The sequence below is a fragment of the Cypionkella sinensis genome (assembly GCF_042646385.1).
Classification (GTDB): Bacteria; Pseudomonadota; Alphaproteobacteria; order Rhodobacterales; family Rhodobacteraceae; genus Cypionkella; species Cypionkella sinensis.
This window is the reverse complement of record NZ_JBHRTO010000001.1, coordinates 2,100,382-2,124,803: the sequence shown is the minus strand read 5'-3', so window position 1 is coordinate 2,124,803 and position 24,422 is coordinate 2,100,382. Positions and strand designations below refer to the sequence as shown.

The window sequence follows — 24,422 nt, the reverse complement described above, 5'->3', positions numbered from 1 at the left end:
GAAATGACCGAAATCGGCTATGACAGCGCCCATGACGCGCCGCTGACCCAGCTTGCGGCGGGCCAGCCCGAACCGCAACTGAGCGCGCCCGTTGATGGCTTGGGCTGTCATGCCGGGGCGGCGACGATGGAGGCTGCGGCACGCGCGGCTGGCAATTCGGAACTGCTCGATCAATACGCTGCGGATTATCCGCAAGGCCCGCACGACAAACCGCAAAGCATGTGCCCGGCGTTTGGGTCTTTGCGGGTTGGGCTGCGGATGCGGCGAGTGGCGACGATCCTGTCGGGGTCGGCCTGCTGTGTGTATGGGCTGACGTTTGTGTCGCATTTCTACGGTGCGCGGCGGTCGGTGGGCTATGTGCCGTTCAACTCGGAATCCTTGGTTACCGGCAAGCTGTTTGAGGACATCCGCGACGCGGTGCATGAACTGGCCGACCCTGACCGTTATGATGCGGTGGTGGTGACGAACCTTTGCGTGCCGACGGCCAGCGGTGTGCCGCTACGGCTGTTGCCCAGTGAGATCAACGGGGTGCGCATTGTCGGCATTGACGTGCCGGGCTTTGGCATCCCGACCCATGCCGAGGCCAAGGATGTTCTGGCCGGTGCGATGCTGAAATATGCCCGCGCCGAGATTGAGGCGGGGCCGGTGGCTGCGCCTGCTTCCGGTCGGTCAGATCGCCCGCAAGTGGCGCTGTTGGGCGAGATGTTTCCCGCCGATCCGATGATGCTGGGCGCGATGCTGGCGCCGATGGGATTGGCCGCAGGGCCGGTGGTGCCGTGCCGCGAATGGCGCGAGCTGTATGCCGCCCTGGACTGCGATGTCGTGGCGGCGATCCATCCGTTCTACACCGCTGCGGTGCGCGAATTCCAAGCGGCTGGCCGCAAGATCGTGGGTTCTGCCCCGGTTGGGCATGACGGCACGGCGGCTTGGCTGGCGGCGATTGGTGAGGCGTATGGCGTTGATCCGGCGCGGATTGCGGCGGCGCAGAATGCGTTTCTGCCTGCGATCAAGGGCGCACTCGCGGCCAATCCGATCAAGGGGACAATTACGCTTTCGGGCTATGAAGGCTCGGAATTGCTGGTGGCGCGCTTACTGATCGAATCTGGTGCGAACGTGCCTTATGTCGGCACCGCTTGCCCGAAAACCCCGTGGAGCGCCCCCGATCTGGAATGGTTGGAGGCCAAGGGCGTTAAGGTGAAATTCCGCGCCTCGCTTGAGGATGATCTAAGCGCCATGATGGCGATCCGGCCTGATCTGGCGGTGGGGACGACTCCGCTGGTGCAGAAGGCTAAAGAGCTGGCAATTCCAAGCCTTTACTTCACCAACCTGATTTCTGCGCGGCCCTTGATGGGGCCAGCCGGGGCAGGGTCTTTGGGGCAGGTGGTGAATGCCGCCATCGCGGGCCGGGGCCGGATGGAGGTGATGAAAGAGTTCTTCGAAGGCGTGGGCACCGGCGATAGTGCTGGCATCTGGGAGGGTGCGCCGAACCTGCGCCCCGATTTCCGCGCCGTGCATCAGAAGAAGCTGGACAAACTCGCCCGCGCCGCCAAGGCCGAGGAGATGATCTGATGTTGGTGCAGGATCATGACAGGGCAGGGGGCTATTGGGGCGCGGTTTACGCGTTCTGCGCCGTAAAAGGTTTGCAGGTGGTGATTGACGGCCCGGTGGGCTGTGAAAACCTGCCAGTGACAAGCGTTTTGCACTATACCGATGCGCTGCCGCCGCATGAGTTGCCGATCGTGGTGACGGGCTTGGGCGAGGAAGAACTGGGCCGCGATGGCACCGAAGGTGCGATGAAGCGGGCGTGGAAAACGCTTGATCCGGCCTTGCCTGCGGTGGTGGTGACGGGTTCCATTGCCGAGATGATCGGCGGCGGTGTCACGCCAATGGGCACCAACATCCAACGCTTTCTGCCGCGCACGATTGACGAAGACCAGTGGCAGACCGCCGACCGCGCGATGACCTGGATTTTCACCGAATTTGCGATGACCAAGGGCCGGATGCCGCCTGAGGTGAAGCGCGCCGAGGGGGCCAGGCCTCGGGTGAATCTGCTGGGGTCGATGTATGGCGTGTTCAACATGGCATCCGACCTGCACGAGATTCGGCGGCTGGTTGAGGGGATCGGGGCCGAGATCAACATGGTGATGCCTTTGGGCGCGCATGTGGCCGAGATGCGCAATCTGGTCAACGCGGACGCCAATGTCGTGATGTATCGCGAGTTTGGCCGGGGTTTGGCGGAAGTGCTGGGCAAGCCCTATCTGCAAGCGCCGATTGGCGTCGATAGCACCACGAAATTCCTGCGCAAGCTGGGCGAGATGCTGGGGCTGGACCCCGAGCCGTTCATCGAGCGGGAAAAGCATTCCACGCTGAAACCGGTGTGGGATCTGTGGCGCAGCGTCACGCAGGATTTCTTCGCCACCGCGTCTTTTGCGATTGTGGCGACCGAGACCTATGCGCGCGGTATCCGCAATTATCTTGAGGCTGATCTGGGCCTGCCCTGCGCCTTTGCCGTGGCGCGGGTGCCGGGGCAAAAGACCAACAACGAGGCGATCCGGGGGCTGTTGAAACAGCACCGGCCCTTGGTGGTGATGGGGTCGATCAACGAGAAAATGTATCTGGCGGAGCTGAAAGGCGGCTTTGGGCCTGCGCCCAGCTTCATCGCGGCCTCTTTTCCGGGGGCTGCGATCCGCCGGGCCACTGGCACGCCGATGATGGGCTATGCGGGGGCGGTGTGGATCTTGCAAGAGGTGTGCAACAGCCTGTTCGATGCGCTGTTCCACATTCTGCCCTTGGGCACCGAGATGGATTCGGCTGCCGCCACCCCCACCACGTTGCGCCGCGATTTCCCTTGGGATGTCGATGCGCAGGCGGCCTTGGACCGCATTGTGAACACCCACCCGATCCTGACCCGGATCAGCGCCGCGCGGACGTTGCGCGATGCGGCCGAGAAGGCTGCGCTGGATGCAGGGGCAGAACGTGTGGTGCGCGAAACCGTGGAGGGGCTGCCCGGCGTGGCCCTTTCCTCTGCTTTGGGAGAGAGAACATGAGTGATTACACGGCGAACGGCGATCTGCATCAGGTCAAACGTTTGAACAAGACCGAGTTCTTCATCTACTTCGCGCTGATTTTCAGCCTGGCCTTGCTGCCGCATATGGTCGGCTGGCTGCTGCAAACCGTGCGTTACGCCAAGCTGCCCCGGCTGGGCCCGGTGGCGCGCGCGCTGAAAGATGCGCAGGCGGTCACGCCGATGATTTTCCGCGGCTGAAACGCCGCACACGCAATTCGCCTTTCCGGCAACGGAGCGGCGAAACATCGGAGGGGCATTCCGCCCACCGTGGCCCGGCCGCAGGGAATGCGGCGTCAGTCCGAATATCCGGAGGGTACTATGGCTGATAGAACCGACCTGTCCTTTACAGGTCTAACTGACCAGCAGGCGCAAGAGCTGCACTCGGTCTACATGAGCGGGCTTTGGTTGTTCACGACCATCGCCGTTATCGCGCATGTGGCCGTGTTCATCTGGCGTCCGTGGTTCTGAGGGGGATCGAGACATGAGCAAGTTCTACAAGATCTGGCTGATTTTCGATCCGCGTCGCGTGTTTGTGGCACAGGGCGTTTTCCTGTTTCTGCTGGCCGTGATGATCCACCTCGTCCTGCTGTCGAACCCGGCTTACAACTGGTTCGATATCGCGGCGGCGAAATACAACTATGCGCCTGTGGAAGCTGTTCCAGCACAGTAACCAGCGCCTGCACTTGGTGCGGGCGGCCCCAGTCGGCCGCACCGAATTTTACCGGCAAGAACAATAGACGGTCGCGGGGCTTTGCGGGTGCAAGGTGGCTGATCCGTCCAACCGCGGAGAGGGAAGCATGGCACTGCTCAGCTTCGAACGAAAATACCGCGTGCCGGGTGGCACGCTGATCGGCGGGAACCTGTTCGACTTTTGGGTTGGACCGTTCTACGTGGGCTTCTTTGGGGTCACGACGTTTTTCTTCGCTGCCCTTGGCACGATGCTGATCTTTTACGGCGCGGCGATGGGGCCGACGTGGAATCCGTGGCTGATCTCGATCACGCCACCGCCGATTGAAAATGGCCTGGGCTTTGCGCCACTGATGCAAGGCGGGCTGTGGCAGATCATCACCGTTTGTGCGGCGGGGGCCTTTATCAGTTGGGCGCTGCGTGAGGTTGAGATTTGCCGCAAGCTGGGCATCGGGCTGCATGTGCCGATTGCCTTCGGCGTGGCGATTTTTGCCTATCTGACGCTGGTGGTGATCCGGCCGATCCTGATGGGGGCTTGGGGCTATGCGTTTCCCTATGGCATTTTCAGCCATCTCGATTGGGTCAGCAACACCGGCTACACCTATGGCAATTTCCACTACAACCCGGTCCACATGATCGCGGTCAGCTTTTTCTTCACCAACTGCTTTGCCTTGGCTTTGCATGGCGGGTTGATCCTGTCGGCGGCGAACCCGGGCAAGGGTCAGGTGATGAAAACGCCCGACCACGAGGACACCTTCTTCCGCGATCTGATCGGCTATTCGGTTGGCACCTTGGGCATTCACCGTCTGGGTCTGCTGCTGGCGCTGAACGCCGGGTTCTGGAGCGCGATCTGTATCCTGATCTCGGGCACGATCTGGTTCGATCAATGGGTCGATTGGTGGAATTGGTGGCTGCAACTTCCGTTCTGGGCAAACATTCCAGGAGGCGTAAATGGCTGAGTATCAGAACATTTTCACCCAGGTTCAGGTGCGCGCTATGCCTGAAATGGGGATGGTCGAGAACGTCGATCTGTCCAACCGCACCAAGACCGCCGGCTTTTCGACGCTGATGGGCTGGTTCGGCAACGCTCAGTTGGGCCCGGTCTATCTGGGCACCTTTGGGGTGATCAGTCTGGCCTGTGGGCTGATCTGGTTCATGATCATCGGCTTTTGGTTCTGGCATCTGGCGGGGTTCAACCCGGCGGTGTTCGTGCGTGATCTGTTCTGGATGGCGCTAGAGCCACCGGCCCCGGAATGGGGCCTGCGGTTTCCGCCGATGATGCAGGGCGGTTTGTTTCTGGTGGCGGGGTTCTTTTTTCTGATCTCGCTGTCGTGCTGGTGGGTGCGCACCTATCTGCGGGCCGAGGCTTTGGGCATGGGCAAGCATGTGTCCTGGGCCTTTGCTGCAGCGATCTGGCTGGTTCTGGTGTTGGGCCTTATCCGCCCCGTGCTGATGGGCAGTTGGTCGGAAGCGGTGCCTTACGGGATTTTCCCGCATCTGGATTGGACGAACCTGTTCAGCCTGACCTATGGCAACCTGTTCTATAACCCGTTCCACGCGCTTTCGATTGCGTTCCTCTATGGCTCGGCCCTGCTGTTTGCGATGCATGGGGCGACCATTCTTTCGGTCACGCGCCTTGGTGGCGACCGCGAGTTGGAGCAGATCGTGGATCGCGGCACGGCATCAGAACGCGCGGCCTTGTTCTGGCGCTGGACCATGGGCTTCAACGCCACGATGGAGGGGATTCACCGTTGGGCGTGGTGGTTTGCGGTGCTGGTGCCGATCACGGGTGGCATCGGGATTCTGCTGACCGGCACGGTGGTGGATAACTGGTTTGTCTGGGCGCAAGCCCATGGCTACGCGCCGTTGAACTAAGCAATCGGATCGTTGGAAAGGATAGATCATGTCTGACGAATATCTTTACGAAGGCCAAAGCCGGGTTGTGCGCCTGCGGGTCTGGGCCTTGGGGCAGATGGTCTGGGGCGCGTTCATGGCGGGTATTGGTGTTGCGATTGTCGGCGCGATTCTGCTGGCGATCTGGGGTGTCAGCATGTTGCTGCCCGAACAGAGCAAGCAGGCGCCGTCGCCCTATGGTGCGCTGGAAATCAGCCAGCCTGCGGCGCGGATTGTGTGATGAAAACCGGGTCTGGCAGCGTCGCGTTGCCAGACCTGCAACAAGGTTGGGGCCATATGCCGGCCCAAACTCTGGGCACCTCCACAGCCCGGTTCCCTCCTGACTGGCAACAGGAACCTGGTGCCGTGTGGTCTACACCCGGCACCTTTTTTCATAGCAAAGGCTAAAGCCATGCCACTGGAAACTCCGCTTCTTGATACCGTGAACACCCCGGCCGATTTGCGGGGGATGAGCGACGGTGAGCTTACCCGGCTGGCCGACGAGTTGCGCGCCGAGGTGATTTCGGTGGTGTCAGAGACCGGCGGGCATTTGGGGTCGTCGCTTGGGGTGGTCGAGTTATCGGTGGCGATTCATGCGGTGTTCAACACGCCGGTTGATAAGCTGATCTGGGATGTCGGGCACCAGTGTTATCCGCACAAGATCCTGACGGCACGGCGGGCGCGGATGCGCAGCTTGCGGCAGGGTGGCGGGTTGTCGGGGTTCACCAAACGGTCGGAGTCCGCGTTTGATCCGTTTGGCGCGGCGCATTCCAGCACCAGCATTTCGGCGGCTTTGGGGTTCACGATTGGCCGCGATATGGGGATGCCGACGGGCGATGCGATTGCGGTGATTGGCGATGGCGCGATCACCGCCGGAATGGCCTATGAGGCGATGAACGCGGCGGGCGATCTGGGCAAGCGGCTGTTTGTGATCCTGAACGACAATGACATGAGCATTGCGCCGCCTGTCGGTGCGTTGAACAAATACCTGAACGGTTTGTCTGCCCATGCGCCGTTCGCGGCGCTGCGCGGCATGGCCGAGGGGTTTGAGGCGGCCTTGCCCGGCCCCCTGCGCGATGGCGCGCGGCGGGCGCGGGCATTGGTGACGGGCACGCCGGGCGGCGGGACGTTGTTTGAGGAGTTGGGCTTTACCTATATCGGGCCGGTTGATGGGCATGACATGCCCGAACTGCTGGCCACCTTGCGGGCGGCGAAAACGCGGGCGACGGGGCCGGTGCTGATCCATGCGGTGACGGTGAAGGGAAAGGGCTATGCGCCCGCCGAGAACTCCGCCGACAAATATCATGGTGTGGCGAAGTTTGATGTGATCTCGGGCACGCAGGCCAAGTCGAAATCGAATGCGCCCGCCTATACCTCGGTGTTCGGCCGCGCGCTGACGGATGAGGCCGCGCGGGATGGCCGGATCGTGGCGGTGACGGCGGCGATGCCTTCGGGCACCGGGCTGGACATCATGGCGCAGCGGTTCCCGGCGCGGGTGTTTGATGTGGGCATTGCCGAACAGCATGGCGTGACCTTTGCGGCGGGGATGGCGGCTTCGGGGCTGAAGCCGTTTGTGGCGATTTATTCGACCTTCTTGCAGCGCGGCTATGATCAGATCGTGCATGATGTGGCGTTGCAGGGCCTGCCGGTGCGGTTTGCGATTGATCGGGCCGGGTTGGTCGGGGCGGATGGCGCGACCCATGCGGGAGCGTTCGACGTGGGCTATCTGGCGAACCTGCCGGGGTTCGTGGTGATGGCTGCGGGGGATGAGGCGGAACTGGTGCATATGGTCGCCACGGCGGCGGCCTATGATGCGGGGCCGATCTCGTTCCGCTATCCGCGCGGCGAAGGCTCGGGTGTGCAGATGCCGGAGCGTGGCGAGATGCTGGAGATCGGGCGGGGCCGGGTGCTGCGCGAAGGCAGCGATGTGGCGCTGCTGTGTTTTGGCGCGCATCTGCCGGAATGTCTGCTGGCGGCGGAAACTTTGGCGGCGCAGGGCGTGTCGGTGACAGTGGCGGATGCGCGCTTTGCCAAGCCGCTGGATACCGCGCTGATCGGGCAGCTTGCCCGCCATCATGCGGCGGTGATCACGGTAGAGCAGGGCGCGGGCGGCGGGTTTGGTGCGCAGGTGTTGCAGTATCTGGCAAACTCGGGGGGCTTGGACCACGGCTTGCGCTTGCGCACGCTGACCCTGCCGGATCGGTTCATCGAACAGGCCAGCCCCGCTGCGATGTATGCCGATGCGGGGCTGACGGCGGCGGATATTGCGGAAGCTGTGCGCCGCGTGATGCCACAGCATAGCCTGGCCAAACGCGCCTGATTTCGCCCGATCTGATGTTCTTTCCCAGCTGGGATTGACTTGTAGCGTCGGCGCGCGCAGACACAAGATATAGTAGAAAATCCGCTGGTTTTTGGCGTCACCCATGAAAAAGGCCCCCAGACTCTGGGGGCCTTTTGGTTTTTGCCGTCGTTGGCGAGTTACGGAGACGTTGCCGGAGCCGGCGCTGCCGGATCGGCGGGCGCTGCTGCGGGATCAGCCGGGGCTGCGGCGGCACCTGCGTTCGGGCTGAACTGGATCAGATAGGCGTAAACGTCCTCTGCGGCGGCGGCGTTCTTGACCTTGAACATCATCTTCGACTTCGCGCTCTTGTCGCCCAGCACGGTTTTCCAGTGGTTCGACGGGTCTTGCACGTAGTCGACAAAGCTGGCCTCATCCCAGACCAGCCCGGTTTTCCCGGCGGCCACGATCGAGTCGCCGTATTTGAAATCGGGGTAGCTGCCGACCTGGCGGCCGAACACGCCATAGAGGTTCGGGCCGGTCTTTGCGCCCTTGCCAGCGACGACCTTGCCAGCGTCATCGACAACCGAATGGCAGGTCTGACACTGCTTGAACAAGGCTTCACCCTTGGTTGCATCACCTGCCGCGAATGCGGGTGCTGCTGCGGTTGCCAAGACCGCGAACATGGCGAGCTTCAATTTCATCAGGATCCTCCCTGTTTTCTACCTAGAACATACGCTTGATGCGACAATTTGGATCACTCCAAATGCATCAAATCAACGTGATTCATGCCACGGCATGTGAGATTGCGCAGCGGTGCCATAGGGCCGAGAGCGCGTTGGCCAAGTGGTCGATGTCGGCGTCGGTGTGGCAGGGCGAGGGCGTGATGCGCAGACGCTCGGTGCCTTTGGCGACGGTGGGGTAGTTGATCGGCTGCACATAGATGCCCCAGTCGCGCATCAGAATGTCGCTGATCATCCGGCATTTCACCGGATCGCCGATCATCACCGGGATGATATGGCTGTCGTTGGCCATATGGGGGATGCCCAGACGATCCAGCCGGGCGCGCAGTTTGGCGACCTGTTCGCGCTGGCGCAGACGTTCGGTGTCGCTGGTTTTCAGATACTGGATGGATGCCGTTGCGGCAGCGGCCACGGCAGGGGGCAGGGCGGTGGTGAAGATGAAGCCCGAGGCAAAGCTGCGGATGAAATCGCACAAAGCGGCCGAGCCGGTGATATAGCCGCCGACCACGCCAAACGCCTTGCCGAGCGTGCCTTCGATCAGGTCGATCTGATCGGCCAGCCCTTCGCGTTCTGACACGCCGCCACCGCGCGGGCCATACATGCCGACGGCGTGGACCTCGTCGATATAAGTCAGCGCGCCATGGGCCTTGGCGACCTGCACGATTTCCTTGATGGGCGCGATGTCGCCATCCATCGAATAGACGGATTCAAACGCCACGATCTTGGGGCGGTCGCCAACCGCGGCAAGTTTGCGATCCAGATCGCGCCAATCGTTGTGCTTCCAGATCACCTTGTCGGCGCGCGAATGGCGCACACCTTCGATCATGCTGGCGTGGTTGCCGGCATCGGACAGGATCACCACATTCGGGATACGGCTGCCCAGGGTGGAAAGTGCCGCCCAGTTTGACACATAGCCGCTGGTGAACAGCAGCGCCGCCGCCTTGCCGTGCAGGTCGGCCAGTTCAGCCTCAAGCAGCAAGTGCTTGTGATTGTTGCCGGAAATATTGCGGGTGCCGCCCGAGCCTGTGCCGCTGGTCTGCACGCAATCAATCATCGCCTGCACCACGGCGGGATGCTGGCCCATGCCAAGGTAATCATTCGAACACCAGACGGTGATTTCCGAAACCGTGCCATCCTTGTGGTTTTCTGCGCGCGGGAAGGCGCCGCGTTTACGCTCCAACTCGGCAAACGAGCGGTAGTTGCCTTCGGCTTTCAGCGCATCAAGCTGGCTGTGGAAGATCTGTTCAAAGTCCATTGGCGTCCTCGAGATGGTCTTTTTGCGGGGTCAGCGAAAGGGATTTGCGGGCCGGAAGCATCCAGCGCCACAGCTTTTCGTCGGGCAGCGGCAGCACCATGAACCAATGTTCCAGCAGGGCCAGCAGGCACAGGCAGGTCAGCAGGGCATAGCCCACCGACATGCCGGGGTGGGTGACGTTGATCGCGCGTTCCAGCAGCAGGGCAGAGCCTACGGTGAGGGCAGAGACCGAGATCGGGAAGAAAGCAGTGATGCGGCCGATGCGGAAGTAGGTGGCGAGATGTGCAAGCGGGCGGGGCAGGAACTGCGTGTTGATGCGCGGCACGCCGAGGAACAGGTTCAGCTTGGCGAAGACGCGGGCGATGAACAGCAGCGCGAAAGTTCCAAAAGCAAACGGGTTGGCGGCGTGGAGCGAGGCTATGCCAAGGGCTGTCAGCGTGAAGATCAGCGCCAGTTCGTGCCAGGCGATGGTGCCCACGGCGCGCCAGAAACGCGCGGCCGGGCGGAGGAAGGGCGGGCAGGGCGCGCGGTTTGGGCCGGTGATGATGCCGGACAGGAAGGCGAGTTCGATCCAGGCCCACAGCGCCAAGGCCGCCAGAAACGCGAGGTAGATGCCATTTGCCGACAGATCGGGCAAAGATGCCCGTGCAGCCGCAAAGCCGATGGCCAGCAGCGGCAGGCCGATGATCACCGAGTTCTGATGATCTTGCGCCGTGCCGTTGTCGGCCACCCGGACCCGCCACAGTATGACGCCGGTGGAGAACCACCATAGGAACAGCGTCGTGACTGCGGCAAGCCAGGGATTATCGCTCATGGCGTTGCCTTTCGGCAATCGGGGGCCGGGGCGCGCCCGCCCCAAGCCCCCGATTTATGCGGGAAAACGATCAATAGATCGGCTCCAACCGCACGTCTTTTGGCGGCTCGCGCTTGATCACCGGGATCGTATACAGCGCGACAAAGGCCGTCGCCGCTTTGACGACCCCAACTTTGTGCGTGACCCAGCCGCCAAGCCCGCCCTTGCGCTTGCCCGCATCCATCTGCCCGAAGGCATCGCGCATCCGGCGCAGGTTGGGCAGCCAGCGCTTGTGGTCGATGTCGATCTCAACCGGGAACACCTGCCGCGCGATGGTGGAGGTTTTGCGGAACACCTCTTGATCATACCATTCGATATCAACGCCGAGGGCCTTGTGGAACTCGGGCCGCTGATGGTCGCGCACGAACATGGTGGAATAGACGGCGGTCAGGAAGAACCTGATCCACAGCTTGTTGGCGAAGCTGGTGGTCAGTTTCGGGTCGGTGCGCATCAAAAGGGCAAAGGCCTCGCCATGGCTGAACTCGTCATTGCACCACTCGCGGAACCATTTGAAAATCGGGTGGAAGCGCTGTTCGGGGTGGGCTTCGAGATGGCGGAAGATGGTTATGTAGCGGGCGTAGCCGATCTTTTCCGACAGATAGGTGGCGTAGTAGATGAATTTCGGGCGGAAGTAGGTGTATTTCTTGGCCTTGGTCAGAAAGCCAAGGTTCACCGCAACACCGGCCTCGCGCAGGGCATCGTTGATGAAACCGGCGTGGCGGGCCTCATCGCGGGCCATGTAGTTGAACAGCTCGCAAATGTCGGGGTTGTTGCCGCGGCGTTTCATTTCCTTGTACAGCACGCAGCCGGAAAATTCGGCGGTGCAGGACGACACCAGAAAATCGACAAACTCCACCCGCAGTTTCGGGTCCATCCCGGCCCAATCGGCATCCCATTCGGCATTTTTCTTGAAATGGCCCTTGTTGGGGTCGGATTTCATCTGGCCGATCAGCTTGTCCCACTCGGGCCGGATCGAGGAGACGTCGATGCGGTCCATCTCGTCAAAGTCGGTGGTGTAAAAGCGTGGATTCAGCAGGGTGGTTTCGGTGGCCATCGCGGTGGTGTCTGTCACCGGGGTCGAGGTGTCGATATCGGCCAGATGCGTGTCGGGGCTGTGCGCGTTCATAGCGTCACCTCATCCGAGAAGGAAAACTCGCACAGTTCCATAAAGCCGAAATCGCCAGTGGCGCGGGTCCATAGGCGTTCCAGCCATGAGGCGCGGGTGATGGTGGCCTGACGGTCCTCGACGATCAACTCGCCATAGGCCGCAAGGATTGGCGCGCCATGCACCAGCACCTCATCCCCCGGATAGACCACGGCACCATTGTTGAAACGAACGTGGGCGTGCAGGCTTTCGAAGCGGTGGCTGACCTCGACGGTGCAGGGCACGTCTTCTGCGATTTTACGAAAGATTGCCATCATTAGGTTCCCATTATGGTTATCACAGTTGTGACATGAGCCGTTCGAACGCAGCCCTGTTGTCAGATCCGAATGCGCCCAATTCTGCGCTCCATCCGGTGTAGTCGTCTTGCGCGGCAAGACGTCCATTCGCGTATTCCACAATACGCAAAGGTTTCAGTTTATCGACGCCCGCGGTCAGGCGGGCGCGTTCCATGCCGTTTTGAATGACGGTGATGAAGCCGCCATGCGGCAGGTCCATCAGCAGTTTGCCGTCGGTTGACAGCACCTGCACCGCCTGCGCGCCGCCGCCTTTCAGGATGATGCTGCGCTCGGCCACGATGGCGGCGGATTGCGGCACGCCGACATGCGCGCGCCCGGTCAGCACCGCAAAGCTGACGACGGCAAGGGTGGCCAGCACCAGCGCCAGCATTGCCAGCAACAGCGGCTTGGGGATCATGTCCTTACTGTCTGACGGGCGGGGGCGGCTTTGCGTTTGGCTGACCATCATCGCCTCCTATTCCGCCGCCATGGCCATTGCGGGCATCACGCGGGTGACAACGGGTTCACTGATGCGGGTTTCGGCGGCGTCGGCCAGAATCTTTGCCACACGGGCAGCATCGGGGATGCAGCGCAGCGTGGGTTGGGTTTTGGCAAAGCGCCATGGGCGGACATGCGGCCAGCAGACCAGATAGGAAATCCGCGTGTCACCCAAGGTTTCCAGCGCAATCGAGCCTGTGCCGTTGCGTTTGGTTGCCAGCTTGGCCGCGCCGACCTGTTTGAACGGCACGTTCAGCGTGACGGTCAGCGCCGCACCGATCCGCAAAGCCACCCGCGCGGTGGTGATGGTGTAAACGGTGGCGCGGGCTTGGACCCAGGCCATCAGATACAGGATAGCGCAGGCCACCAGACCGATGGCGAGATAGGGCAGCATGACCGCGATGACCGAGGCCGGGCTGCCATCTGACACAGAGGTTGCCCGCCACACCGCCAGCGCGACAAAATACCCCGCCACCCAAGTAACCTTGAAGGCATCGCGGGCGAGTGCCAAAGCGTCGGGGCGGCCTTGCCACAGCAGTTCTTCGCCCAGCGGAGGGCGCTCTGGCAAGCCGCGCACGGGCTCGGTGGCGAAGTCGTCGTGGCCCATGCTCATGGCTTCCACGCCAAAGAGCCACCCTTGCGCTTGTCAGCCGCATACATCGTGCCGCCGGCGTAATAGGCGCTGATCTTTTCTTCTTCCAGCAGGGTGACTTCGGTCAAAGATTTGGTGCCCGGCACGCCATCGAACAGATCAGACGAAAGCGAGTTGATCCGCACCCGGTCTTTCCAGATTTTCACCATCGGCATCGGTACAAGGCAGCGATGGCCCGAGTTCAGGTTGATCTCGAGATAGCGCACCAGTTGCTCGGGGGCGTCGACCCACATGTCGGTGATGCGGCCCACCACTTCGTTATCGTTGGCCTGCACCGGCAAGCCGCGCGGATCACGGCCTGCGGCGACTGCAAAGGCCGGGGCCTGTGCCATTGGCACGATCTTGTTGTGGCCGTGGCCGTCCAGTTCCGGCACGTCGCGGCGCGGCGCCCAGGATGCGGGGCCGACGCCATCGGCCATCGGATTGCCCAAGGGCGCGTGCGGGAAACCTTCGGAGGCGGCGGTGCGGCCCAAGGCGACTTCGCGGGCTTCGCGCGCGCCGTTTGGCACTGTCACTTCGCCGCGACCATGCGGCAGGATGAAGGTTTTGGCCTTTGGCAGCGGGAAGGGGCCTTGGTTCGGGGCAGGTGCGCCGTTTTCCAACTCGAGCGGGTAGCCCTCGCGCATGTTTTCGGTTTGCAGGTAATAGACCAGCAGCGCGAAAAAGACCCAGAACAGCCAGATGGCCAGCGAAGCAAGGTCAAAGTTGCCAAAGAAAGTTGTGCCCAGCATGGGGTGTCCTCCGGATTAGTTGGGGAAATCGACAAGACCCATGCGGGCGGTGTCGGCTTTGGATTGTGCGGTGAAAAGAGCGACCCGCACCAAGGGGGCAAGGGCGATCAGGGTGACGAACAGAACGACGATTTCGATCATGTAAACAACAGAGTAGCCAAAGGCGGGGGCGGCAAATACCGGGCCGAAACCGCCCTGAAGGGCGTAAGCGCCGACAGAGTCGCGCAAACCGCCACCCACGGCGATGGACAGGCCCGCGGCGGTGGCTTGTGCAGCCCCCCACGCGCCCAGCACCAGCCCGCGCCCCGCCATGCCCTGTTCGGGCAGCGACATTGCGGCAGTCAGCGTGGCCACGGCAAACAGGCCCGCGCCCAGACCAATGCTCCACGCGCCGATGTAGAACAGCGCGGCGGAATGCAGCGGGGCTGCGAAGATCACCATCAGGAAGGCCACGACTCCCACCAGAAGCCCGCGCGCCGACATGCGGAACATGTCCTGCCCGTTTGACATCCAGCGGCCCGCCAGCACAAAGCCCACCAGCGCGCCCATGGCGTTACAAGCGGTCAGCCAAGTGGTGGAGCCCACCGAAAGCCCAAGAATTTCAGCGCCGTAGGGTTCCAGCAGCACATCCTGCATTTGAAACGCCATCGTGCCCAGCATCACCACCAACAGCAGCCGCCCCGCATGACCGCCTGCCATCAGATCGCGCCAGCCTTCGTGAAAGATCGGCCGGGTCTGCGCCATTTCCTCGGCGTTCATCGGGCGGACTTTTTCCTGTTTCCACAGCGCGATCAGGTTCAGCACCATCGTGGCCACGCCGCAGCCTTGCACGACGCGGATCAGGCGGATTTCATCGAAGTTGCGCAGCAAAAGCCCCAGAACCACGGCAGAAACCGCCATGCCCAGCAGGAACATCACATAAAGCAGCGCCACCACGCGCGGGCGGGTTTCAGGGCTGGCGCGGTCGGATGCCAGCGCCAGACCGGCGGTCTGCGTCATGTGCATGCCCACGCCGGTCATCAGAAACGCGATGCCCGCCAAGACCTTGCCCGCCCATTCCGGCCCATGCACCTGATCACCCGACAACACGATCAGCGCAAACGGCATGATCGCAAGGCCACCCATTTGCCACAGGCTGCCGAACCACAGGTAAGGCACGCGCTTCCAGCCGATCCAGCTTTTGTGGGTGTCGGATTTATGGCCCAACAGAGCGCGGAACGGGGCCGAAACCACCGGCAGCGCGATCATCAGCGCCACGATGGACGCAGGCACGCCAAGCTCGACAATCATCACGCGGTTCAGCGTGCCCAAAAGCAACACCGCCGCCATGCCGACCGAGACCTGAAACAGCCCCAGCCGCAGCAGTTGCGGCAGGGTCAGCCCTTCGGACGCGGCATCGGCGAACGGCATCCACCGCGCGCCAAGCTGTTGTACATGCTTTGATTTGAAGAAAATCACGGCCGATACTCCAGACATTCCGAGATGTAGAACCCGCGCGAGACGCGGTCGATTTTGGTGACGCGGCCCTTGGTGGCGCGGTTCAGGGTGGGATAGGCGTGCGGCACCATGACCGGGCTGCGATCGGCGCGGGGAAACAGTTTGCCCATGCTCCAGAACGTCATCAGAAACGCGGTTTTCGGGGCGACGGTGAACACCACGGCGCGTTCGGTGCGGCTGCCCAGGCGCTCCAAGGCGGCGGTGATGTCTTGGGTGCCGTAGTAAATCAGGCTGTCCATCGCGATGACATAATCAAAGCGGCCATGGTCGGCGGTCATGTCGCCAGAGGCAAAGCTGACGCGGGGCGCATGTTCTGCGGGCAGGCGGGCCAGCGCGATATCGACCAGGGCGGGCGAGATATCCACCGCCATCACATCGGCCCCGCGCGCGGCCAACTCCGCCGTCATCTGCCCGGCACCACAGCCTGCATCCAGCACCCGCGCGCCACGCAGATCGGCGGGCAGGCGGGACAGCATCAGCGCGCGCATCTTGTCACGGCCTTCGCGCACGGTCTGGCGGATGCGGGAGACGGGGGCGTCCGAGGTCAGACGCTCCCACACTTTGGTCGCCGAGCGATCAAAGTAGTCTTCCACGCGGGTGAGGGTGGTGTCGTAATTGGCCATCAATCGAACCCCAGCAACTCAAAAATCTCACGATCCGGCAGCGGCGCGGGGGTCGATCCGGGTTCCTGCACCGAGCGCCACAGCTTGTCGGCCAGCCGCATGTATTCGGCGCGGGCCATCACGATGTCTTCCGAGTCGTCCATCTCGAACAGGGTCTTTTTCTTCAGACGGCTGCGGCGGATGGCATCAATGTCGGGCATATGGGCGATGCGATTAAAGCCGACGCGGTCGCAGTAGCGGTCCACCTCGTTCGTCTCGCGTGAGCGGTTGGCGACGCAGCCTGCCAGCCGCACCTTGTAGTTGCCCGATTTGGCCTGCACGGCGGCGATGATGCGGTTCATCGCGTAGATGCTGTCAAAATCATTGGCGGTGACGATCACGGCGCGGTCGGCGTGCTGCAAAGGGGCGGCAAAACCGCCGCAGACCACATCGCCCAGCACGTCAAAAATCACCACATCGGTGTCTTCCAGCAGGTGATGCTGCTTCAGCAGCTTCACGGTCTGGCCCACCACATAGCCGCCGCAGCCGGTGCCAGCGGGCGGGCCGCCGGCCTCGACACATTTCACGCCGTTAAAGCCGGTGGCGACGTAATCTTCGGGGCGCAGTTCTTCGGCGTGGAAATCGACGTCTTTCAGGATGTCGATGACGGTGGCTTGCAGCCGCCCGGTCAGGGTGAAGGTGCTGTCATGCTTGGGGTCGCAGCCGATCTGCAACACCCGCTTGCCCATCATCGAAAACGCCGCCGACAGGTTGCTCGAGGTGGTGGATTTGCCGATCCCGCCCTTGCCGTAAACCGAAAACACCTTTGCGCCTTCGATCTTGGTGTCGGCATCCTGATGCACCTGCACCGAGCCGTCGCCGTCAAGGCCGCGCAGATTTGGAACGTTATCAAGGCTCATGATGTCGCCCCTTTCATCTTGGTGAAAATATCCCCGCCGGAGGCTCCGACGACAGGACAGCGCAGGCTTTTCAGGATCAGGCTCATTCTGCTGCAATCCCTTCAAGGCGGTCTTCAAGTTCATCGGCAGCGCCTTGCAGCGCGGCCAAAGTGGCGGCATCGGGCGTCCAGTAGCTGCGCTCGGATGCTTCGATCAGGCGGTTTGCCATCCGGGCCGACGCCACCGGGTTCAGCGCCGCCATGCGTTTGCGCATCGCTTCATCCAGCACGAAGGTTTCCGACAGGCGCTGATAAACCCAAGGCTCCACCGCTTCGGCGGTCGCCGACCACCCCATGGTGTTGGTGACGTAGGATTCAATCTGGCGTACACCTTCAGCGCCGTGTTTCAGCAGGCCTTCGTAGAATTTCGGGTTCAACTGACGCGACCGGGATTCAAGCGCGATCTGGTCGCGCAGGGTGCGGATCTTGCCGGTGCCGCGGGTCTGGTCGCTGATGTAAACCGGCGTATCGCTGCCACGCTGGCGCTTCACCGCGCGGGCGATGCCGCCTAGTGTGTCAAAGTAGTGATCCACACTCGTGACGCCCAGTTCCACCGATTCAAGGTTCTGATAGGCGAGTTCGACGTTTTTCAGCGCCTTTTGCAGCATGGCGGCGTTTTTCACCGCCTTGCCGTCGCGGCCATAGGCAAAGCTTTTGCGGGCCTCGTAAGCGTCGGCCAATTCATCTTCCTGCCCGAAGGCAGAGCTGTCGACCAACTGGTTGACGTTCGATCCGTAAGCGCCCTCGGCGTTGGAAAACACCCGCAGCGAGGCCACTTCCATATCGACGCCCATCTGTTCGGCATAGGCCAGCGCATGGGCGCGGATGAAGTTTTGGGATAGCGGCTCATCCGCCGTGGCGGCTTTGTAGGCGGCTTCGGCGAGCATTTTGGTTTGCAGCGGCAGCAGGTCTCGGAAGATGCCGGACAGGGTCATCAGCACGTCGATGCGCGGGCGGCCAAGTTGCGCGAGCGGGATCAGATCGGCACCACACAGGCGGCCATAGCTGTCAAACCTTGGGCGCGCGCCCATCAGGGCGAGGGCCTGGCCGACCGGGCCGCCGTCGGATTTGATATTGTCGCTGCCCCACAGCACCAGCGCGATAGAACGCGGCAGGGTGGGGTGGGCGGCCAGCAGGCGATCTGCCTGCGCCGCGCCATCGCGCAGGGCAAATTCGGTGGGCATACGGAACGGATCGAAGGCGTGGATGTTGCGGCCCGTCGGCAGGATCTGGGGGCTGCGGATCAGATCGCCGCCCGGAACCGGGGCGATAAAACGGGCCGACAACGCGCGTAGGATGCCGGGAATTTCGGTATCTTGTTGCAGTTGCGCGTCGATGCGGGCGCGCTCGGGCGCGTCCATCGGCGGCAGCAGGTTCAGGTAATCGGCACGGGCGGCGGCACTCATCGGGCGGCCCAGAACGTGCAGGCCATCGGGGATAAGGGCGGCCTCGGCCTCTAGCAGTTTCAGCCACAGGGCGGCGGGGGCGTGGCCTGCCATATCGACGACGGCGGCTTGTTCGGTGATCAGGGCTTCCAGATCGGCGCGTTCGGGGGCGGTTGGGGTCAGACTGCGCCAGCGGGTCAGGCTGTCTTTCAGATCGACCAAGCCTTTGTAAAGGCCAGCTTGTGCCAGCGGCGGGGTCAGGTGGGTGATGGTGACGGCATTGCTGCGGCGCTTGGCGAGGGTGGCTTCGGACGGGTTGTTGGCGGCGTAGAGGTAGATGTTCGGCACCTCGCCAATCAGGCGGTCGGGCCAGTCTTTGCCGCCAAGGCCGGCTTGTTTGCCGGGCATGAATTCCAACGCGCCGTGCATGCCGAAATGCAGCAAAGCGTCGGCTGCAAATGAGTTGCGCAGCCACAGGTAGAACTGCACGAAGGCATGGGTGGGGGCAAAGCCGCGTTCAAACAGCAAGCGCATCGGGTCGCCTTCATAGCCGAAGGTGGGTTGCAGGCCGACAAAGACATTGCCGAACTGCTGGCCCAGCACGAACACGCGGCGGCCATCGGATTGCACGCGGCCGGGGGCGGGGCCCCAGACGGATTCGACTTCGGCCAGATGGGTGGTGTTGCGCACGATGGTGTCGGCATCGACAAAGGCCGCGACATTGGCGGGCTGGCCGTAGAGTGCTGCATTGCCGCCAAGCACGGCTTCGCGCAGGTCGTCAACGGTGGCGGGCACGTTCAGCGTGTAGCCTGCGGCTTTCATCGCGGTCAGGGTGTTGTGCAGGCTTTCAAACACCGAGAGATAGGCGGCGGTGCCAGCAGCGCCTGCGTTCGGCGGGAAGCCGAAAAGGACGATGCCCACTTTCTTGTCGGCGTTTTTGGCCTGATGCAGTTTGGCGAGGCGCAGGGTTTTCTCGGCCAGCGCGGTGATGCGCTCGGGGCAGGCAGACATTGCGCGGCTGTCGGTTGCACCCGTGCACATATGGGCGCAGCCTTGACAGCCGTTCAGGCCGTGACGGCCTGCAAACACCGTCGGGTTGGTGGCGCCGTCAATCTCGGGCAGCGCGATCAGCATGGTGGTTTCAATCGGGCCAAGGCCCTGGCCCGCGCTGGCCCATTGGCCAAGGGTTTGAAACTCCAGCGGGTGTGCGGCAATGTAGGGCACGTCCAGCGCGGTCAGCGCGGCGACGGCGGCCGGGCTGTCGTTGTAGGCTGGGCCGCCGACAAGGGAGAACCCGGTCAAGGAAACCATCGCGTCAATGCCGCTGAAATAGGCGTTGATGGCGGGGCGGCCATCGAGGCCCCCGGCAAAGGCGGGGATGCAGGCGATGCCCTTCGCCTCAAACGCGGCGATCACGGCATCGTAATGGGCGGTATCGGAGGCCAGCACGTAAGAGCGCAGCATCAAGAGGCCAACGGTGGCGGTGGTGTTGGCGGGGCGCGGCAGGTCGGCCAGATCGGTGGTGATGCGGCCTGCAAGGCGTGGGTGATAGAGGCCGACATCGGGGTAATCGACCGGGGCTTTGCTGGCCGCACCACGCCAATCCTTGCGCGTGGAGTAGCGGCCAATCAGAAAGCGCACCATCTGTTCGATATTGTCGTCAGACCCGCCCAGCCAGTATTGCATCGACAGGAACCACGCGCGCATGTCCTGTGCCTTGCCCGGAATCCAGCGCAGGATTTTCGGGATGCGGCGCAGCATCGACATCTGCTTTTCGCCGCTGTTGGCAGAGGTTTTGGCGCTGGGTTTCAGCTTTTTCAGCAAAGCCATTGCCGCCGAGGCGGGCTTGGACATATCCAGATCGCCCATTTTCGTCAGCTTGACGATTTGGGCATCTGCAATCACGCCGATGAAGGCATCGACGCGCGCGCGGGCTTCGGTCAGCGCGGGCAGGATGGCGGTGATGTGCTCTTCGATGAAGATCAGGTTGGCGATGATGATGTCGGCGGTTTGCAGATCGGCCTTGCAGCGCAGCAGGGCTGCGGGGTTTTCGGCCCATTCGGCGGCGGCGTGGATGGTGATGGTCAGGCCGGGAAAATCACGGGCGAGCCGCGGGGCGATGCGTGCGGCGGGGCCTGCGGCGTGCTGATCCAGCGTGACCACAACGATGTTGTAGCTGATCCGTGTGCCGCTGAGGGGGGTGTCAGCGCGCATAATGGGCTTTGGCCTCATACAGGGTTTCGACGCTGATGCTGGTGAGGCCTTTACCTTGGGCGAATTTCTCGGTGTTGCGGCGGGCCTTGCCGCGCACGAAGAACGGGATCTTGCGCAGTTCGTTTTCGGCATCCGACAGCCAGATCACGTTGGAGCCGGTCGGGGCATCTTGCGGCGGGGGAGCGATCTCGGCGGGCATCGAGCCCGCGTCGATCGCAGCCGCAGGGGCGGCTTCAGCGCCAACTGGGCGGGCGATGTGCTGGCCGCCATGGTGGGATGCGCCGGCCTCGTCGTGGAATTCGAAATCATCGCGGAACATGTGCAGCAGATGTTCTTCCAGACCCATCACCAAAGGATGCACCCAGGTGTCAAAGATCACATTCGCGCCTTCCCAGCCCATCTGCGGGGAGTAGCGCGCCGGGAAATCTTGCACATGAACGGGAGCCGAGATCACGGCGCATGGGATGCCCAGACGTTTGCCGATGTGACGCTCCATCTGGGTGCCCAGGATCATCTCGGGGTGCAGGGCGGCGATGGCGGCCTCGACCTCAAGGTAATCATCGGTGATCAGCGCCTCGACGCCGTAATCCTTGGCCAAGGCGCGGATGGGGCGGGCCATTTCTCGGTTGAAGCAGCCAAGGCCTGCGACCTCGAACCCCATCTCATCGCGGGCGATGCGGGCTGCGGCGGCGACATGGGTGCCGTCGCCAAAGATGAACACGCGTTTGCCGGTCAGGTAGGTGCTATCAACGCTGCGGGTCCACCACGGCAGGCGCAGGCGGGAGGTGTCGGAAGCCACGGGCAGGCCGGTGATCTGCGCCACTTCGGCCAGGAAATCATGCGTGGCCCCGACGCCGATTGGCACGGATTTGGTGTAGGGCTGCTTGAAGTTCGTCTCAAGCCAACGCGCGGCGGATTCGGCGTGTTCGGGATACATCAGCACGTTGAAATGCGCAGCCCCCATGCGCGCGATATCGGCGGGGCGGGCACCCATCGGGGCGCAGACGTTGACCGCGATGCCCATGTCGGCCAGCAGGCGGGTGATTTCCACGATGTCGTCACGGTGACGGAAACCCAGTGCGGTGGGGCCAATCAGGTTGGCGGTGATGTGCGCTGTGCGCCCGGTGGGTTTGGCCAGATGGCGGACGATCTGCAAGAACGTCTCATCGGTGCCGAAACCTTCCTTGCGCTGATAGCTGGGCAGTTCCAGCGGGATCACCGGGATACCCAGATCCATGCTTTCGGCCAGACCGGCGGGGTCATCCTGAATCAGTTCGGCGGTGCAGGAGGCGCCGACGATCAGTGCCTCGGGGGCGAAGCGTGCAACGGCATCTTGGCAGGCGGTCTTGAACAAGGTGGCCGTGTCGCCGCCCAGATCGCGGGCTTGAAAGGTGGTGTAGGTGACGGGCGGGCGATGGTCGCGGCGTTCGATCATGGTGAACAGGAGGTCGGCATAGGTGTCGCCTTGCGGCGCGTGCAGAACGTAGTGCAGGCCCTTCATGCCGGTGGCCACACGCATCGCGCCAACATGCGGCGGGCCTTCATATGTCCACAGGGTGAGTTTCATGCGGCCACCCAAGCCGGGGGCGCTTCGCCCCCCGGACCCCCAGAGAGTATTTGAGCCAAGATGAAGAGGCTGGTCATTCGGCGGCCTCCATCCGGGGGGCGAGCGGGGCCAGCAGGCTGCGGCGGCGCAACGGCTTGGCGAAAAGGGCGGCCAGATCGCCGGCCTGTTCGTAGAAATGCACTGGGGTGAAGACCAGTTCGATGGCCCATTTGGTGGCCATGCCTTCGGCCTCCAGCGGGTTGGCCAGCCCAAGGCCGCAGACGGTCAGATCAGCGCGAGCGGCGCGGGCGCGGGTCAGTTGCTTGTCGACATCCTGACCTTCCGAGATCACCGGGCCTTCGGCGAGCAGGGCGAGTTCCGGGGCCAGCAGATCGCGGTGCAGGAAGGGGGTGCCGACCTCTATCGCCGTCATGCCACATTCGCGGGTCAGGAAGCGGGCGAGGGGGATTTCAAGCTGGCTGTCGGGGAAGAAGAAAATCGACTTGGCCTCAAGGGTTTGGCGGGCTGCGGCGATGGCCTTTTCGGCACGGGCGCGCGGGGCGGCGGTGACGGCATCGAACAGGTCTTGCGCGACACCAAATTCGGTGGCGATGGCTTGCAGCCATAGGCTGGTGCCCTCGGCCCCAAACGGGAAGGGGGCGGCGATATGGCGGGCACCGCGGCGCAGCAGCGCCGCATGGGTGTCGCCCAAGAACGGCTGCACAAGCGCGAACACCGTGTTCGGCCCAATCTGCGGCGCATCGGCGCTGCGGCGTGCGGGCAGGCAGCGCACATTAGTGATGCCCATGGCGGCCAACAGCGCCAGCGCCTGATCTTCCACCACATCCGGCAATGCGCCAACCAGCAGCAATTCGCGCGCCTCGGTCTGCGCCAGCGCGGGGACCATCGACGCCAGACAGGCATCCTCGCCTTGGGTGAAAGTGGTCTCGATTCCCGAGCCCGAATAGTTCAGCACCCGGACGTGCGGGGCGTGGGCGGCACTCATCCGTTCGGCGGCGCGATGCAGGTCCAGCTTGATCACTTCCGACGGGCAAGACCCCACCAGAAACAGCTGCCGAATGTCAGGTCGGCGTGACAACAGCCGGGCAACCTCACGGTCAAGCTCGGTTTGCGCATCCACCAGACCGGCCAGATCTTTCTCTTCCAGAATCGCCGTGCCAAAGCGCGGCTCGGCAAAGATCATCACGCCCGCCGCCGATTGCAGCAGGTGCGCGCAGGTGCGCGAACCCACCACGAGGAAGAATGCATCCTGCATCTTGCGGTGCAGCCAGATGATGCCGGTCAGCCCGCAGAACACCTCGCGCTGGCCGCGCTCTTTCAGCACTGGCGTGTTGCTGCACCCAAGGCTGGGAAGCGTGCCGGTCATGCCCGCACCGCCTGATCCAGCCGCGCCAGACGCAACTTGCGAATGAATTGCCCGGCGTTGATCGCATAGGTCAGATAAGCCGCAAGCGCCAAGGCCATCAGCCCCATCGGCGACAGCGCTCCGGTCCAAAGTGCTATAATATAAGCAGAATGTAGCGCGATGACCGCAAAGCTGAACACGTCCTCCCAGAAGAAAGCCGGGGCGAGCAGGTATTGCCCAAACACAACCTTCTCCCAAATCGCGCCCGTGACCATGATCAGGAAAAGCAGTGCGGTTTTCACCAGAATCGACAGCGTGGCAGCGGTGTAGCCATCGCCCGTCAGCATGAAGCGCAGCACCAGAATCAGCGAGACTGCAAAGGCCAGAAACTGCACAGGGGCCAGGATGCCTTGCACCAAAGTCCACTTCGTCGCATCGCGCCGTGCGCGTTCTGCCGCTGTGTAAAGCGGTTGGCGCTGCGATGTTTTTGGGCGACTCGCGGGCATGGGTTGGCTTTCAAACGACGCATCCTAACGCCGATCCTAGCCCCCGGATTCTGAATGTGTCAATTGAAACTTACACTATTCAGGTTGACACACGTTGCGGGTTTGCAGCCAAAACCACGCGGTTTGCCGCAGCAATTTCACGTTATTATTATGTAGAAACATATGCTTGTAAAAGTGGCACTGCATGACTACTCTCTAAGGTGTCAATTTTCTTTGACAAAATGTTGGACCTATTGGAGAGTTAAGGCCAA

The 24,422-nt window shown here is 62.6% G+C and carries 24 protein-coding genes; 9 read left to right on the top strand and 15 right to left on the bottom strand.

Annotation, left to right across the window (positions count from 1 at the left end):
* The first annotated feature begins 3 nt into the window (after nucleotides 1–3).
* The 9 genes from bchY (at nucleotide 4) to dxs (ending at nucleotide 7,967) form a co-directional block, all read left to right on the top strand.
* Nucleotides 4–1,569 carry a chlorophyllide a reductase subunit Y gene (bchY, locus tag ACFOGH_RS10550; protein ID WP_380073032.1) on the top strand — a complete coding sequence of 522 codons (1,566 nt, stop codon included), beginning with the start codon at nucleotides 4–6 and terminating at the stop codon, nucleotides 1,567–1,569.
* Nucleotides 1,569–3,047 (top strand): chlorophyllide a reductase subunit Z, encoded by a 1,479-nt coding sequence (gene bchZ / locus ACFOGH_RS10545; protein ID WP_380073031.1) that lies wholly within the window; start codon nucleotides 1,569–1,571, stop codon nucleotides 3,045–3,047. Before bchY ends, bchZ begins: the two co-directional genes overlap by 1 nt.
* Nucleotides 3,044–3,265: a cytochrome PufQ gene (gene pufQ / locus ACFOGH_RS10540; protein ID WP_380073030.1), complete on the top strand. Its 222-nt coding sequence runs from the start codon at nucleotides 3,044–3,046 to the stop codon at nucleotides 3,263–3,265. The genes bchZ and pufQ overlap by 4 nt, the downstream gene beginning before the upstream one ends.
* Before the next feature lie 120 nt (nucleotides 3,266–3,385).
* On the top strand, nucleotides 3,386–3,535 hold the full coding sequence (pufB, locus tag ACFOGH_RS10535; protein WP_304926338.1) for a light-harvesting antenna LH1, beta subunit: 150 nt from the start codon (nucleotides 3,386–3,388) through the stop codon (nucleotides 3,533–3,535).
* Nucleotides 3,536–3,548: 13 nt separating this feature from the next.
* Nucleotides 3,549–3,737 carry a light-harvesting antenna LH1, alpha subunit gene (gene pufA, locus ACFOGH_RS10530; protein WP_380073029.1) on the top strand — a complete coding sequence of 63 codons (189 nt, stop codon included), beginning with the start codon at nucleotides 3,549–3,551 and terminating at the stop codon, nucleotides 3,735–3,737.
* Between the two features lie 127 nt (nucleotides 3,738–3,864).
* The gene (gene pufL, locus ACFOGH_RS10525) at nucleotides 3,865–4,713 is read left to right on the top strand and encodes a photosynthetic reaction center subunit L (RefSeq protein ID WP_380073028.1); all 849 of its coding nucleotides are present in this window, start codon (nucleotides 3,865–3,867) and stop codon (nucleotides 4,711–4,713) included.
* A complete protein-coding gene (gene pufM / locus ACFOGH_RS10520) occupies nucleotides 4,706–5,629 on the top strand; it encodes a photosynthetic reaction center subunit M (protein ID WP_380073027.1) in 924 nt (307 codons plus the stop codon). Before pufL ends, pufM begins: the two co-directional genes overlap by 8 nt.
* Nucleotides 5,630–5,657: 28 nt before the next feature.
* Entirely contained in the window at nucleotides 5,658–5,888 is a 231-nt protein-coding gene (gene pufX / locus ACFOGH_RS10515; RefSeq protein WP_380073026.1) for an RC-LH1 core complex protein PufX, read from the top strand.
* Between the two features lie 171 nt (nucleotides 5,889–6,059).
* The gene (gene dxs, locus ACFOGH_RS10510; protein ID WP_380073025.1) at nucleotides 6,060–7,967 is read left to right on the top strand and encodes a 1-deoxy-D-xylulose-5-phosphate synthase; all 1,908 of its coding nucleotides are present in this window, start codon (nucleotides 6,060–6,062) and stop codon (nucleotides 7,965–7,967) included.
* Between the two features lie 158 nt (nucleotides 7,968–8,125).
* Here the strand turns inward: dxs and ACFOGH_RS10505 are convergent, their stop codons facing one another.
* The 15 genes from ACFOGH_RS10505 to bchF form a co-directional block, all read right to left on the bottom strand.
* On the bottom strand, nucleotides 8,126–8,629 hold the full coding sequence (locus ACFOGH_RS10505) for a c-type cytochrome (RefSeq protein WP_380073024.1): 504 nt from the start codon (nucleotides 8,627–8,629) through the stop codon (nucleotides 8,126–8,128).
* A gap of 82 nt (nucleotides 8,630–8,711) precedes the next feature.
* On the bottom strand, nucleotides 8,712–9,923 hold the full coding sequence (gene hemA, locus ACFOGH_RS10500; RefSeq protein WP_380073023.1) for a 5-aminolevulinate synthase: 1,212 nt from the start codon (nucleotides 9,921–9,923) through the stop codon (nucleotides 8,712–8,714).
* The gene (gene puhE, locus ACFOGH_RS10495; protein ID WP_380073022.1) at nucleotides 9,913–10,737 is read right to left on the bottom strand and encodes a putative photosynthetic complex assembly protein PuhE; all 825 of its coding nucleotides are present in this window, start codon (nucleotides 10,735–10,737) and stop codon (nucleotides 9,913–9,915) included. Before puhE ends, hemA begins: the two co-directional genes overlap by 11 nt.
* A gap of 70 nt (nucleotides 10,738–10,807) precedes the next feature.
* The gene (gene acsF / locus ACFOGH_RS10490) at nucleotides 10,808–11,902 is read right to left on the bottom strand and encodes a magnesium-protoporphyrin IX monomethyl ester (oxidative) cyclase (protein ID WP_380073021.1); all 1,095 of its coding nucleotides are present in this window, start codon (nucleotides 11,900–11,902) and stop codon (nucleotides 10,808–10,810) included.
* Nucleotides 11,899–12,195 carry a hypothetical protein gene (locus tag ACFOGH_RS10485; protein ID WP_380073020.1) on the bottom strand — a complete coding sequence of 99 codons (297 nt, stop codon included), beginning with the start codon at nucleotides 12,193–12,195 and terminating at the stop codon, nucleotides 11,899–11,901. Before ACFOGH_RS10485 ends, acsF begins: the two co-directional genes overlap by 4 nt.
* A gap of 22 nt (nucleotides 12,196–12,217) precedes the next feature.
* On the bottom strand, nucleotides 12,218–12,682 hold the full coding sequence (puhC, locus tag ACFOGH_RS10480; RefSeq protein WP_380073019.1) for a photosynthetic complex assembly protein PuhC: 465 nt from the start codon (nucleotides 12,680–12,682) through the stop codon (nucleotides 12,218–12,220).
* 9 nt (nucleotides 12,683–12,691) lie between these two features.
* Nucleotides 12,692–13,321, bottom strand: coding sequence for a photosynthetic complex putative assembly protein PuhB (gene puhB / locus ACFOGH_RS10475; protein WP_380073990.1), 630 nt, complete (start codon nucleotides 13,319–13,321; stop codon nucleotides 12,692–12,694).
* Between the two features lie 2 nt (nucleotides 13,322–13,323).
* Nucleotides 13,324–14,097, bottom strand: a complete 774-nt coding sequence (gene puhA / locus ACFOGH_RS10470; protein WP_380073018.1) for a photosynthetic reaction center subunit H — start codon at nucleotides 14,095–14,097, stop codon at nucleotides 13,324–13,326.
* Between the two features lie 15 nt (nucleotides 14,098–14,112).
* Nucleotides 14,113–15,552, bottom strand: coding sequence for a PucC family protein (locus tag ACFOGH_RS10465; RefSeq protein WP_380073989.1), 1,440 nt, complete (start codon nucleotides 15,550–15,552; stop codon nucleotides 14,113–14,115).
* Nucleotides 15,552–16,217, bottom strand: a complete 666-nt coding sequence (gene bchM / locus ACFOGH_RS10460) for a magnesium protoporphyrin IX methyltransferase (RefSeq protein ID WP_380073017.1) — start codon at nucleotides 16,215–16,217, stop codon at nucleotides 15,552–15,554. The genes ACFOGH_RS10465 and bchM overlap by 1 nt, the downstream gene beginning before the upstream one ends.
* Nucleotides 16,217–17,116 carry a ferredoxin:protochlorophyllide reductase (ATP-dependent) iron-sulfur ATP-binding protein gene (gene bchL / locus ACFOGH_RS10455; RefSeq protein ID WP_380073016.1) on the bottom strand — a complete coding sequence of 300 codons (900 nt, stop codon included), beginning with the start codon at nucleotides 17,114–17,116 and terminating at the stop codon, nucleotides 16,217–16,219. The genes bchM and bchL overlap by 1 nt, the downstream gene beginning before the upstream one ends.
* An 82-nt stretch (nucleotides 17,117–17,198) precedes the next feature.
* Nucleotides 17,199–20,753 (bottom strand): magnesium chelatase subunit H, encoded by a 3,555-nt coding sequence (locus ACFOGH_RS10450; RefSeq protein WP_380073015.1) that lies wholly within the window; start codon nucleotides 20,751–20,753, stop codon nucleotides 17,199–17,201.
* Nucleotides 20,743–22,320: a ferredoxin:protochlorophyllide reductase (ATP-dependent) subunit B gene (gene bchB, locus ACFOGH_RS10445; RefSeq protein ID WP_380073014.1), complete on the bottom strand. Its 1,578-nt coding sequence runs from the start codon at nucleotides 22,318–22,320 to the stop codon at nucleotides 20,743–20,745. Before bchB ends, ACFOGH_RS10450 begins: the two co-directional genes overlap by 11 nt.
* A gap of 73 nt (nucleotides 22,321–22,393) precedes the next feature.
* On the bottom strand, nucleotides 22,394–23,686 hold the full coding sequence (locus tag ACFOGH_RS10440) for a ferredoxin:protochlorophyllide reductase (ATP-dependent) subunit N (protein WP_380073013.1): 1,293 nt from the start codon (nucleotides 23,684–23,686) through the stop codon (nucleotides 22,394–22,396).
* Nucleotides 23,683–24,171, bottom strand: a complete 489-nt coding sequence (gene bchF, locus ACFOGH_RS10435; RefSeq protein ID WP_380073012.1) for a 2-vinyl bacteriochlorophyllide hydratase — start codon at nucleotides 24,169–24,171, stop codon at nucleotides 23,683–23,685. The genes ACFOGH_RS10440 and bchF overlap by 4 nt, the downstream gene beginning before the upstream one ends.
* Between the last annotated feature and the right edge of the window lie 251 nt (nucleotides 24,172–24,422).